Here is a 13,190-nt window from a genome sequence, read left to right as displayed (position 1 = left end):
CCTACTTAAGATTTAGCTAGAGACCGCGCTCTTGGAGGCAAGTTCAACCGCCAGCTTGGCAGCTTCTTCCAAAGAGGAGAGGGATCTAAGTCCTGCACCCTCGAGTATCCTATGAGCTTCTTCCTCATTGGTTCCTACCAACCTGACTACTATGGGCACTTCTCTTTTGATGTTTCTAAGACCCTCTACTATCCCACGGGCCACATCATCACATCTTGTTATGCCACCAAATATATTGATTAGGACCGCACTTACCTTCTCATCAGAGAGAATGATATTCATCGCAGCCTCAACTTGATCTGCATGCGCTCCACCACCTATATCCAGGAAGTTAGCTGGATTACCCCCATATAGCTTTACGAGGTCCATAGTGGCCATCGCTAATCCAGCTCCGTTAACCATACATCCTATGTTCCCATCTAGCTTTATATAACTTATGCCTACTCGCGAGGCCTCTACCTCTGCGGGTTCTTCCTGGCTCAGATCTCTCATTGCAGCAATCTCTGGATGCCTAAAGAGGGAGTTATCATCCACAACAATCTTGGAATCCAGTGCTATCAAATCACCAGAGGAAACCTTAGCCAGGGGATTTATCTCCACGAGATTAGCTTCCACGTCTAGAGCACACCTGTAGAGAGACATCGCTATTTCCACAAAAGTCCTAACGAGTGAACTTCCGAAACCCATTTTGTAGGCTAGCTCTCTTGCTTGGTAAGGCTGTAGCCCCAGCCAAGGATGGGCCGGCGCTCTCAAGATGCTATCAGGATGCTCGCGAGCAACTTCTTCTATGTCTACTCCGCCCTCAGCACTGGTAATAAGAGTGAAGGTTTTCAGCTCCCTATCTAGCACTATGCTAAGATAGTATTCTTCTTGTATGTTGGCAGCAGGAACAACCAAAAGAGCACTAACAGGACGACCGCCTATATTCATACTTAGTATGGTTGTAGCTACAGATTCAAGCTCTCGTTGCGAGTTTACTAGCTTTATGCCACCAGCCTTGCCTCTCCCGCCAGAATGCACTTGAGCCTTAATTACTACAGGATAACCAAGAGAAGAGGCTGCCTCGACAGCCTCTTCCACACTTCTTGCCAATATTCCGGTTGGGACAGGAATGCCGTGTTTAGAGAGTATTTCCCTTGACTGATACTCATGTAAATTCATCCCCAGTTCCCCTCATATAAACAAAAATGACAAGGCCATTACGGTCAGCGGACCTTCTGAGGGTAATAATAATCCCATCTCAATAGGTTGTCTATCGCTGAAGTTGAGGACTAGTTGCCGAGTCACCTAGCCGGGATAGCTATGTAAAAAGTAGTACCATAGCCTGGATCTGACTCAAACCATATACGCCCGCCATGGAGCTTCACGAGCTCCGAAGATATATAGAGACCTAGCCCAAGCCCTCCGCTACATTCAGCCCCCCTGTAAAACTTCTCGAATATATGAGGGCCATCCTTAGGTTGTATCCCTTTGCCATAATCCGTAACCGTCATGTATATATCATCCATATCTTCATAGACTTCCACTAGCACAGCTTTGTCCGGATCTGAGTTCTCTAAGGCATTCCGTAGGACGTTCTCGATCACCTGAGACAGTCTTACAGGATCTATGTTTGCACGCAACTCGTGCGAGGGCAACTTTATGTCTATGCTTCGACCGGGAATCGATGACCTTACCTCTTCCACAGCTTCCTGTACTATCGCACGGAGGTCATGATCGCTTTTCGTAAGCTTCACCCTACCTGAAGCTAATCTAGAGGTATCCAACAGGCTATCAACCATGTAGGATAATCTGTTCACCTGCGAGATTATCATGCCAAGCAACTTCGATTCTCTATCGTTCAGATCGCCATTTCTTAGAAGGGTCCTCTCCAGAAGCTGAGTACCTCCTTTGATAGCCGTTAGAGGAGTCTTGAGTTCATGAGCAGCTATGGATAGATAGTCGATATTTTCATCGTATCCTGGAGATGGATCGCTGAAAGCTACACTAACTACGTCTCCTACATCAGCAACTGTGAACTCAATGCGCGTATTTGCGATAGTTGCGTGTCCGCTTTCAGAACGTGAGTATCCCTTCAGAACTCTATACAAAGACTCGCGGATGTTTACCGGCAGAGCAGGACTTTCTGAGGAGTCGTTATGATTATCAGTCTTGCTAAAGGGTAACAGCATCGCACGGGCCTTAGGAGATGCAGCCAGCAGATTTGCATTGCGATCAAAGACCAACAAAGCTACCGGTATCGCCTCTACTAAGTTGTATATCCACAACTTCTCAGAAGTCTTCATTGCCACCACCTTCTATCAAGTTCGGAGGTCACAGCAATAATGATGCCATCAATGTTGTACAAAATTACAAGCAATGATATAATCCACACGACCTAAGTTGAACACTAACAGATCTGAGGGAGGAGATTTTTATGGATATGCAGATGTCACAGGAACAAAATCAAGCACAAGAGATGACTATAAAAGCTTCTCCCTCGCTGATAGAGGCAAACTACATACTTAGTTTGTCCCTACCAGAGCTACGACAGACTATACTAAACGAGCTAAGTCAGAATCCTGCTCTCGAGCTGGTAGACCACGAGACTTGCCCCTTTTGCGGTGAAGTCATGTTGGGTGGCAAATGTGAGAACTGTTCTCGGGAAGACTCCAAGATTGATCACACTGATACCGTCAACGAGGACCTGGATTCTCTGTACTATGAAAGCTACTCAGCAACATCACGTTCGTTAGTATCTGACGACGAAGATGATTTTGACCCTATGTCCATAGTGGCATCTGAGCAGGACTTTCATGAATCACTAAGGTCAGATCTGCATTCGATACTCCCTGAAGAAGACTACGAGATAGCTGACTACCTGATAGAGTCCCTGGATGAGAACGGTTATCTCAGGCAACCGCTAGATGCCATAGCTCGTGAGCTGGGGAGGGATGTGCAGAGGGTAGAATGGGTGCTACAGCGATTACAGGAGATCGCACCCGCTGGTGTGGGTGCAAGGAATCTTCAAGAATGTCTACTGCTACAGCTGAGATATTTAGAGCAAGAGGGGGAAATCATACCTGAGTACGTAAGAGCCATCCTAGAGAACTATATCGAAGAGCTAGGTAGTCATAAATACGGTTACATAGCTAGGAAGCTGAAGACATCTCCTGAAAAAGTGGCTGAAGCTAGGCAGTTCATTAAGCAGAAACTATCTCCTTATCCTTCACTGGACCCTGCAGTCGGCCGCACATGGAAGAGTCCCGCCAAGTCCACTTACATCTCTCCTGATGTCATCATATTTGAAAGGGAAGGCAAACTAGAGGTAGAAGTGGTCGAGGGTAGGCAGTTTGAGCTTAGATTAAGTTCTGCATATCAGCAGATAGCAAAGGACCTTGAGGCGCGCCCGCATTATTACTCAGATAACGAGAGAGCCCATATCAAGGAGTATATATCACGTACTAAGATGTTTATCTCGAACGTAAACCAGCGCCGTAAAACTATATACAAGATAGCCTCTGCTCTGGTCGAGCTGCAGGAAGACTTTATAAGATATGGAGTCAGACATCTAAAGCCTCTAACTAGAGCTATGCTCGCAGACTATATAGGGGTACATGAGAGCACAGTCAGCCGTGCCACTGCTGGCAAATATGTAATGTTGCCTAATAGAAAAGTTATACCTTTTTCAGACTTCTTTACCGCTTCACTCAGCATCAAAGATGTCATCAAGGAGATAATCACAAGCGAAGATAAAGCTCTGACCGATCGACAAATATGCGATAAGCTACGCGAGAGAGGAATAAGGGTAGCGAGAAGAACGGTAGCCAAATATAGGGCTGAGCTTGGCATACTTCCTTCTACTCTAAGATAAGGTTAGATTCAGGCTACTAGTTATAACTCCTAAATAAAAGGCAAGCTTTGTCTCTATGACTTACAGGCTGGAACAAGGTTAATCTAGAACTACTTATAGATACATCTAACTCTTATATACCCTTTACTGGTGTGTTCACAGATTAATAGCCTTACCATGTTCCAGTTGACTGCCTCCAGCACCATATACAAATCTTCAGGAGACACCAGCAAGTCATCGATGAGATTTGCTTGGAGTTTAGCTTTGTTGTATGAGAAAGAGTCTCTCTCGTACATATCTAACTCCTCAAAACATAGCTATCTGATAATAGCACTCTAGTTCTCATGAACACAGGTTCGTTTGTAAATAAAATATAAATTCCTGGAAATAAATAATCTTTTTCTTTCACTAGTACACCGTTGATCCAGTATGTCTGATCCATTAGCATCTAATGCTATGAAGAAGCTAATTACTTTTGTAGTGCTATTTGTTTTTTTGATTTCTTGCTCTTGGGGTACTATAGGTCGAAATACCAGCAAGCAAGCAGACCAATCCACACAAACCTCTTATCAGACAGGTACGAAACGCCCTGAAACTACAAACACCCCTCCCCGTGGGGTTACTCCTGTACCAACGATCACCCTGGGAGTGGATCAACAGCAGCGAGTTAAGCACCGAGATCTAGTATTATTTCAATCTGATAAAGCTATCTGGAAGATGGATCCATCCGGAGGTAGCGCAGAAGTATTTCTAAATCTCACATGTAGAGAACTGTCGTTAAATCCCAGAACTCAAGACCTAACATGTATACAACCATCGAAGGGCAAAAGCACAGGACTGCTCTTGATAAACCTGGAGACTCATAAGCCCAAGGAGATAGTCTCTGGTGATGTTATGCAAGCTGCGTGGAGCCAAGACGGAAGGTACCTAGCTTATACCGTTACTAGAGATAGTAATCATGACAAAAAGCTCGAACCTTATATAGATAGAAGCTTGGTTTACATAAAAGATATAGTTCGCGGCAACACAATAAGAGTTGGGCCTGGGATTGATCCCGAATGGCACACGAGAAAGCCTCAATTATTTTTTGCAACTCTTGGATCCAGACAAGGCAACAAGATAATGTCATACTCACCAGCTAGTCGAACTTTCAAAGAGGTTGTAGCCATCAAGGATCTACCTAAGGATCTATCGCAATACGGAGTACCTTTTGCAACAAAGCTCAGTTTATTGCGTCATCCATCTATCAGCTATGATGGCTCAAAGCTAGCCATAAGTGCCTATGGATCAACTGCTCTCCTAATTACCCTAGATCTAAATAAGCTAGATAAGAATAAAATTCATGTTGAGGATTTCGCCCCAGAATCAAGCTTCGAGTATCTAGTATGGAGTCCCAATAGTCATAAGCTCGCATATGAGGTACTTACACCTTCTGGGCTAGATCAATTAGCCGTCCTAGACGTCTCTACTGGTAATAGAGAGATCTTTGGAGATATGCGATCAGGTATAGGCTATGCTGAGCCAGTATGGACTCCTGATGGAAAACATCTATTAGCAACTAGAATCTACAGAAACAGTCCTAAGGGCATATATATGATCACGCTTGGCAACCAGAGAATAAGGCCTCTAAATTTGGGGTACTACTCAAATCCCTTATGGATGCGGGTTCTTACAAGGTAAGCTTGACATCTAGAGTATATTAGCCAATAACCTTTTAAGGTGATCTTGGTAATCTTTAAATCTACTCTGAGAGGTATATTCTTTGGTAAGAAAGTTCGTACCCGTACTACTTTTTGTAATCTTTATATCTTTGCTTACCTTTGTGCAAGCCTCTATACGGGCAATTGCACAGGATCAGGGAACACCTCAACCTACCGCAACAGTTAGCTTGACTCCCCAATCGGGTGGCAACTCCATAAGGGGCACCATCGCCGCCGTATCAGATACTGATGTAACCATCAATGTAGGTAATAGATTAGTAACAATACCCGTCTCTGAAGATATACCTATCGTACGCAATGGTAAGCCATCAACCCTTTCTGAGCTACAGGCAACAGAAAACATATCTGTACAAAGGGACAAAAACGGCAAGGTCCTGAGCATAATAGTTTGGACCTCCACCCCTACTCAGGTCGTGCAACCCACGGTTGTATCCAGCCCTACTGTAAGTCCAACATCGATCTCAGCTACTCCTACTCCTACGGAAAGGATAGTTACTGGTACGATCACATCTGTGGGGAACAACAGCATAAATGTATCAGGTGACGATGGCAAAACATACAACTTCTCAACTAGCGCCGCTAATCTACAGATAACTAAGAATGGCCAGACCGTTACAGTAAGTCAGCTCAACGCGGGAGACTCCGTTGTTGTTACCCTCAATACAAATGGTGATCCTGTAAGGATAGAAGCCACGAGCGTAAATACATCAGGCGGTGGGTTCAACCCAAGATGGGTATTATTCCCGATACTTATGCTTCTACCATTTGTGCTATTGTTGCTGTTACTGATTAACAAACCTGCCAATGCAGAAGAGAATGAATAGCCAAAGGGTTATAGTCATAGGGTTATGTTGAGGCTATAATGGTGTTCCCCCTCGGCTAAGATCTGTTATTCTCTCTCTGGTCGGTCGCAGCTTCTCCCTTATATAGCTTATAGCTAGCTCGGGATTCATACCCTGGTATGTGAAAACATCAATAGCAGCATATTTGTCCTCAGACCAGGTGTGGATAGAGAGGTGAGATTGAGCGATCAGCACAATACCGGATACCCCATGAGGATCAAACTGGTGGAAGTACGAATGAAGTATTGTGGCACCGCTGCAACGCGCAGCCTCGAGCATTATCTCCTCTAAAGGCTTAGTACGTTCTAGTATAGAAGGATCTTCTACCCAGAGATCATATAGTATATGCCGGAAGGACATATGTTAACATCACTCACTAAGTTTACTGCTCTGACGTCTGAAAGCTCTGTTGCCACATCTAGGGCAACCTTCTAATTTTAATGCTTCTATAGTTTGCCATTTTTCGCCAGGAGCAATCTTATATGATGAGCCACAATTCGTACAGATATAGGTGCGTACTTTAGTCCTCACATCTCCGGTATAAATCTCTCTCGTATATCTTCCCCTAATTGTAGGCTTTGAGATATGAGTAGCTCTAAGTAAGTAGATATCGCTTGCGCCAGCTAAAACACTGGCACCTTCATAGCGATTGAAGCCTGGCCTCACATCCGAGACGTATAAGTGCATATTGCAGATCTTTTCCATGATTCGGACCGATTCAGATGGAGGCTTACGACCAAAAGATAGAACCACCGCAGAACCTTCCTGCTTGATCAAGGCGTCAACAGCTCGTGACAGGAAAAGTTCCAATCCCGCAAGCGTGTAGGGAGGATCAATAAAGACCGTATCGAATTTAGAAGAAATACTTGCTGGGAGAGGGTCTCTGGCGTCGTGATAAATCGTTTTGACCTCTATCTCCTCCTCATCACATGCAGTTTGAACATAGTTCAATATTCTATGATCAACATCAAGAACAGTTAGGTCTACATGAAAACCTAAATAAGCTGCTAGCATACCTACACATAATGAGCTAGCATCATCATCTCCTATAAAGAGCACCCTCTTTCCAGCAAGTAGTCCATGGTTGAGTGCGAACAGACACCTTCTAAGGTTATATTCAGGCAATATAAAGCTTTGATCTAAGCTGACGTCGACTCGAGGTCTATTTGCTCGGTACATACGCAGCTTATCGAGCAATGGTGAGAGTTCGTCAGGTATCAGCAGTCCAGTACCAGAACATGCTTCGCAAACACCAAGGAATCTGTAGGTTTGACCTTCTAGTAGACGCTTTCCATCATCCGTTAGTACTACACCACCTTTACGCTCTAATATTCCTCTGGATTCAAGCTCACGCCTTACAGCGGCCACCACTGGGAGTGGAAGGCCAATGGACTGAGAAAGTTCCTTAGCACTGATAGGCCCACGTGCAGCGACTACCTGCAGGAGTCTAACTACTGCATCCGGGCCTTCCTTGAGCGAGGTAGCTTCGGATACGACACGTGCCAAGTCACTGAGAGAGGTATTTATCACAAGATTACTTCCTATATGGACTGCCTACCCTGTAGGGCCCTGCTGAGCGTTACCTCGTCAGCGTACTCAAGATCTCCCCCAACTGGAAGACCGTAGGCAAGCCTAGTTATCTTCACATTCAGGTTCTTCAGAAGGCGAGCTATATAGAAAGCCGTGTTGGAGCCTTCAAGTGTAGGATTAGTCGCAATTATGACCTCACTCACTCCTCCGCGGGCAATTCTATCCTTCAATTCCTGTAGTTTTAGTTTATCAGGAGTGATACCATCCAAAGGAGAAAGTAATCCATGCAGCACATGGTACAAACCTTTGTACTCATTGGTGTTCTCTATAGCTCTGACATCCAGGGGTTCTTCTACAACACATATGACAGATCGATCCCTTGATTCGCTAGAGCAGATCCTGCATGGATCCACATCTGTAATGTTGAAGCACTCGGAGCATAGGGTAGTCTTTTCTTTTAGCTCCCTAATAGCATCGGCCAATGACTCAGCCTGCTCTTTGCTACTCCTCAGCAGCCAGTAAGTAAGTCTGGAAGCTGTTTTTGGTCCTATTCCTGGTAGTTTGGAAAATTCCTCTATGAGCCTCTCTACAGGCTCCGCCGTTGTATACATGCTCTCTTTGCCCTCTGAAGATCAGGAATCAAGTAGTAAGTTATGTTTATCTATAGCTATGAAATTATATCAGCCAATGGGCACAATTAGCCTATCACGTGATTGTATGTTGGCAGAATCCTAGCTAACTAACTTATCACGCAGAAAGGCAATAGTTCTCTGCCAAGCTAGCTCACAGGCTTCCCTGTTGTAAACCTGTGGTCTAGTGTCGTTACAAAAGCCATGTTGTGCTCCCTGGTATATATGTATCTCAACTTCTTTACCTAAGGACTTCAGCTGGTTCTCGAATTCCCTTACCCTTTCTACGGTTATGCCTTGATCCAACTCAGCATAGTGGCCAAGTACCGAAGCCTGCAGCTTGCTCCAGTCCACAGGAGGCGCAGACGGAGGCACTAAACCGTAGAAAGGCACCACTGCCTTGACTACATCGCCTCTAAGAGCAGCTATGAACAAGGCAAGTCCTCCACCCATACAGTAACCTACCACACCTACAGATGCATACCCAGAGTGCTCTCTCAGGTAATCCACCGCTCCACTCATGTCTTTGGCAGCTGTCTCCATTTGAAGAGACATAGCAAGCTTCCTGGCTTCATCTGGCTCAGTAGTTGCTCGTCCATGATAGAGATCTGGGGCTATTGCCAGGAACCCTTCCGAAGCAAACCTTTCACATATGCTTCTGATATTATCGTTCAGCCCCCACCACTCCTGTATTACTAGCACACCTGGGGCTTTATCAGTATCAGGCTTAGCAATATAACCCTGAGCAGTAGTACCATTGCTTGGAAAGGTAACCATCTCACCCATAATTAATCTCCTCCACAAATATCACTGCTTGTAAGCAAGTAAAAGACCATCTCTTAGAGGTACTATGCTATAGATCCACTCTGGATCATTTCTAACCATATCGATCATAACTCTTATAGACTCCGTGTCTCTAGACCTTTCAGAAGGATCTAGTATCCTCCCATGCCAGAGGATGTTATCTACTATGAGCAGGCCACCTCTCCTTAGCTTGCTTTTGATTACAGGCAGAGAATCAGGGTAAGCAGACTTATCTATATCATTGAACACTATATCGAAGGTATCTTCCGTATTTTTGAGCGTCTCAACCGCTTCCCCTACATGGTAGACAACTATGTCCTCGTATCCCATGTTCTTTAGGTGTACGCGCGCCATATCTGATAAGTTTGAGTCCCAAACAGTGTGGTGAACCACTCCGCCACCGTTTTCGCGCACACCCCTTGCGAACCAGGCAGTGGAGTACCCGTAACCAGAACCTAACTCAAAAACCTTTCTAGCACCCATCACTCTGGTCATAAGGTAACAAAAATATCCTGCTGATGGACCTATGATCGGAAAACCATGGACTTTAGCATAATCTTCCATGATTGCCATATCACCAGTTCTCTCTGGCACGAGGGTATCTAGATATCTAGCTATACTTGGGGCAATCTCTTCCATCTAAAGAACTCCTGCACATGAAGTATCGGCCATACATGCACAGGGTATCATACAGGAGGTAAAGAAAGCGGTATTATAAGCAATTAGATTTCCAAAGAGGTAAAAGTAGAATGCAGGAAGAGCAGGTTAGCGGGACGGAAACTATCCGCGTAGTGATAGCTGAAGATCATGCTCTCGTGAGGGAAGGAACAAAGGAGCTCCTCGAGAAACGAGGTATAAGGGTAATAGGGGAGGCTTCAAACGGCGAGGAGGCTGTAGAGCTTGCCCAAAAGCTCCAACCAGACCTGATCTTGATGGATGTAAGCATGCCGAAGCTAAATGGCATAGATGCCACAAAGATTATCAAACAAAAACATCCAAATATAGCTGTCCTTGTTCTCAGTGCATATGACGATGACCAATATGTGTTTGCGCTCCTTCAAGCAGGGGCAGCAGGCTACATACTGAAGGACGCACATGCTGATGAAGTCGTGCACGCAGTGAAGGCGGTCGCTAATGGAGAGTCTGTACTTGCGCCTTCCATAGCCAAGAAGGTGCTTTCAAGGTTTACATCTCCTAATACACAGTCTGAACATCCAAGCCCTGTTCTAACTGATAGGGAGCTGGATGTCCTGAGGTTAGCGGCAAAGGGAGAGAGTAACAAAGCAATAGCTCAACAATTACATCTGAGTCCCCGTACCGTTCAGGTACACTTGAGCAATATATTTAATAAATTCGGTGTTGCGTCAAGGACAGAAGCTGTGCTGCATGCTCTTAAGTTGGGGCTTATAGACCTTTCGGAGTAATATATTATGGACAGAAGGTTTGCCAAAGTAAGGGTCCAGGAGCCATTGGAAAAGCCTCCGCCTGACTTTAGAACCGTAGACCAAACCACCCAAAAGATATTTACCCTCAACGCTATAGCTGCTGCTATAAGCAGAGAGGCAGACCTGGATAAGGTCTTTTATTTAGCCCTAGACTGGATTCTAGAAGTAACCGGTGCTGATGCGGGAACGGTATTCTTGCGCGATGAAGAGACAGGAGATTTGGTCAGAGTAGTTAGTAGAGGTATAAGCAACCTATTTCTGACCGAGCAAGAAAGACACAGCTATGGTATTGGTCTAGCAAGCAGGGTGATAAGGGCGGAGTCACCTATAGTCCTGGATAACGTAGCTCGAAGCTCAATGATAAGCCCCTCTAGCTACGGAGACGTAGTCAAGAGCTGTGTGGGCATCCCATTAAGGTCTGATAATAAAGTCGTAGGAGTCCTCAATATATTCTCTAAGCAGGTCAATAAATTTGAACCTGCTGATATAGAGCTACTTACAAGCATTGGTAATCAGATAGGAGTGGCAGTAGCCAAAGCGAAACTTAGTTCAACTGTTACCCAGAGCAGAGAGCAGCTGCAAGAGAAGATGCGTCAGCTGCAGGAGCTCTTGAAGATCAGTGCTACTTTCAGAGCTAACGCTCCTCTCGAGAAGGTACTCAATGCTATCTGTAACGCTATCAGTAGTGCACTCGGCTTCAGACTAGTTGAGCTCAGTCTTCTGGATCCCACCACGGGGATGATGGTGCCTGCGGCGTTCGCAGGCTTCTCTGAGGAAGAGCAGCAAGAGCTAAGGAGTTTTATAAGACCTCCAAGCTTCTACGAGCGTATCATGCATCCCAGGTTTCAAATCTCAAATAGTTACTTCATATCTCACAAGGAGGATATCGAGCAGACGCTCGGCATGCAGTGGGCCTTTTTACCAAATATCAACGATGAAGAGAGAGGTCCAGATGAGTGGCATCAGAAAGATGCATTAGCCGTACCAATTTACGATCGTGATGGCAATCTTACAGGATTGGTCTTTGTAGACGATCCCATCGATAGAAAGGTTCCTAGCCTAGAGAAGATACAAGTGCTGGAGATGTTCGTGCAACAAGCCGGGCTAGCTGTAGAGAACGCCAGGCTCCTGAATGACCTACAGAAATCTGAAGCACAGTATAGGTTGGTAACCGAAAATGCAAGTGACCTCATATTCCTACTTGACCCAGATGGAAGCATATCTTTCGCAAGCAGCAGTGCAAAAGCAATCCTTGGCTACCAACCAGATGAGCTGGTAGGGAAGATGTTTGTTGACCTGATATCTCCTCAGTCCAAGCGCATAACACCTGAATGCCTAATAAACCCGTTAACCGCAGACGAGCTAAGCATCAGGTGCGAGATAGAGGCCATAAGAAAGGATGGGAACTCAGTATTTCTTGAAATAAGCTGTACTCCAGTGTTTGAAAATGGAGTATTTAGAGGCGAGCAAGGTACAGCAAGAGATATCACTGAAAAGAAGAGGATGGAAAGGGAAATAGCTCGCAGGCAGAGGCAGCTTAGAAGATCCCAAAAGCGAGAGGAGCAGCTCAGCGGCTACGCTGCAGCTGTGATAGCTGCTCAGGAAGAAGAAAGACGGCGAATAGCACGCGACCTGCATGATGACACCGCGCAAGCTCTAATTGCTCTCTCCAGGCGAATAGACTCACTTAGAGAAGACCTAGGAGATCTTCCAGAAGCAGCTCAAAGAAAGATCGAGGATCTAAAGGCCCTTACAGACCAAACCCTCGCTAGCGTGAGAAGATTCAGCCGAGATCTAAGACCCTCCATACTTGACGATCTGGGTCTAGTACCAGCTCTAGAGTGGCTGGTCTCTGAGAATGCTAAGAGATACAAGATAACCACCAGGCTGAAAATCCAGGGTGAGGAAAGAAGACTACAACCTGAGGTAGAGTTAGCATTATTCAGAATAGCCCAGGAAGCGCTCAACAACACCGCCAAGCACTCTCAAGCTACAGGAGCTGCTGTGGAACTAACCTTTGGAGACACATGGTGTAGGCTTACAGTTTCTGATAACGGCATAGGTTTTCAAACTCCCCCCAATATATCTGAGCTTGCCGACCGGGGGCGCATGGGCGTTATGGGTATGTATGAGAGAGCTAACTTGCTTGGTGGTAACCTCTATGTAAGGACTGCTCCTGGGCAAGGTACTAGAATAACAGTTACTGTTCCCCTGATAGAGTCCTAATCATAAACGATGTATATCCACAAACCTACGTTAGACATCTGTGAATATATTTTTATTTTGAAAAGAGGAAGGGCAGACGTATTTAGTAGGGAGTGTGTATACGTGGAAAACAACTCAAAATGCGCTAAATAAGCCAAGTTACCAGTGGAAATATATGTGGA

General features: G+C 45.3%; 13 protein-coding genes. 5 read left to right on the top strand and 8 right to left on the bottom strand.

Annotated features, from left to right (window positions below; all coding sequences use genetic code 11):
• Positions 1 to 12: 12 nt before the first annotated feature.
• Together sucC and N2245_RS05960 are read right to left on the bottom strand one after the other, a co-directional pair.
• Entirely contained in the window at positions 13 to 1,161 is a 1,149-nt protein-coding gene (gene sucC / locus N2245_RS05965) for an ADP-forming succinate--CoA ligase subunit beta (RefSeq protein WP_494535813.1), read from the bottom strand.
• 122 nt (positions 1,162 to 1,283) lie between these two features.
• The gene (locus N2245_RS05960; RefSeq protein ID WP_494535812.1) at positions 1,284 to 2,285 is read right to left on the bottom strand and encodes a sensor histidine kinase; all 1,002 of its coding nucleotides are present in this window, start codon (positions 2,283 to 2,285) and stop codon (positions 1,284 to 1,286) included.
• Positions 2,286 to 2,416: 131 nt separating this feature from the next.
• Here N2245_RS05960 and rpoN point away from each other — a divergent pair, with 131 nt between their 5' ends.
• Positions 2,417 to 3,853, top strand: a complete 1,437-nt coding sequence (gene rpoN / locus N2245_RS05955) for an RNA polymerase factor sigma-54 (RefSeq protein WP_494535811.1) — start codon at positions 2,417 to 2,419, stop codon at positions 3,851 to 3,853.
• Between the two features lie 89 nt (positions 3,854 to 3,942).
• On the opposite strand, the gene N2245_RS05950 is transcribed toward rpoN, so the two are convergent.
• Positions 3,943 to 4,128, bottom strand: a complete 186-nt coding sequence (locus N2245_RS05950) for a hypothetical protein (RefSeq protein ID WP_494535810.1) — start codon at positions 4,126 to 4,128, stop codon at positions 3,943 to 3,945.
• 133 nt (positions 4,129 to 4,261) lie between these two features.
• Between N2245_RS05950 and N2245_RS05945 the strand changes: the two genes are divergently transcribed.
• Together N2245_RS05945 and N2245_RS05940 are read left to right on the top strand one after the other, a co-directional pair.
• On the top strand, positions 4,262 to 5,512 hold the full coding sequence (locus tag N2245_RS05945; protein WP_494535809.1) for a TolB-like translocation protein: 1,251 nt from the start codon (positions 4,262 to 4,264) through the stop codon (positions 5,510 to 5,512).
• Positions 5,513 to 5,594: 82 nt separating this feature from the next.
• Entirely contained in the window at positions 5,595 to 6,377 is a 783-nt protein-coding gene (locus N2245_RS05940) for a hypothetical protein (protein WP_494535808.1), read from the top strand.
• Positions 6,378 to 6,410: 33 nt separating this feature from the next.
• Here N2245_RS05940 and speD read toward each other — a convergent pair whose 3' ends face one another.
• From speD to N2245_RS05915, 5 genes are all read right to left on the bottom strand, one after another.
• Positions 6,411 to 6,755, bottom strand: a complete 345-nt coding sequence (gene speD, locus N2245_RS05935) for an adenosylmethionine decarboxylase (protein WP_494535807.1) — start codon at positions 6,753 to 6,755, stop codon at positions 6,411 to 6,413.
• A gap of 9 nt (positions 6,756 to 6,764) precedes the next feature.
• Positions 6,765 to 7,925, bottom strand: coding sequence for a bis-aminopropyl spermidine synthase family protein (locus N2245_RS05930; protein ID WP_494535806.1), 1,161 nt, complete (start codon positions 7,923 to 7,925; stop codon positions 6,765 to 6,767).
• 11 nt (positions 7,926 to 7,936) lie between these two features.
• Positions 7,937 to 8,536: a recombination mediator RecR gene (gene recR, locus N2245_RS05925; protein ID WP_494535805.1), complete on the bottom strand. Its 600-nt coding sequence runs from the start codon at positions 8,534 to 8,536 to the stop codon at positions 7,937 to 7,939.
• 120 nt (positions 8,537 to 8,656) lie between these two features.
• Positions 8,657 to 9,340, bottom strand: a complete 684-nt coding sequence (locus N2245_RS05920) for a dienelactone hydrolase family protein (protein ID WP_494535804.1) — start codon at positions 9,338 to 9,340, stop codon at positions 8,657 to 8,659.
• A 21-nt stretch (positions 9,341 to 9,361) separates the two neighbouring features.
• Complete coding sequence (locus N2245_RS05915; protein WP_494535803.1) at positions 9,362 to 9,997, bottom strand: O-methyltransferase; 636 nt, start codon at positions 9,995 to 9,997, stop codon at positions 9,362 to 9,364.
• Positions 9,998 to 10,107: 110 nt separating this feature from the next.
• Between N2245_RS05915 and N2245_RS05910 the strand changes: the two genes are divergently transcribed.
• Both N2245_RS05910 and N2245_RS05905 read left to right on the top strand, forming a co-directional pair.
• The gene (locus N2245_RS05910; protein WP_494535802.1) at positions 10,108 to 10,782 is read left to right on the top strand and encodes a response regulator; all 675 of its coding nucleotides are present in this window, start codon (positions 10,108 to 10,110) and stop codon (positions 10,780 to 10,782) included.
• Between the two features lie 6 nt (positions 10,783 to 10,788).
• Positions 10,789 to 13,029 carry a GAF domain-containing protein gene (locus tag N2245_RS05905; protein ID WP_494535801.1) on the top strand — a complete coding sequence of 747 codons (2,241 nt, stop codon included), beginning with the start codon at positions 10,789 to 10,791 and terminating at the stop codon, positions 13,027 to 13,029.
• Positions 13,030 to 13,190 lie beyond the last annotated feature (161 nt).

The sequence above is a fragment of the Thermobaculum sp. T2p genome, from assembly GCF_059335935.1.
The sequence above is the reverse complement of the archived record's forward strand: the minus strand, read 5'-3'. Positions and strand labels throughout refer to the sequence as shown.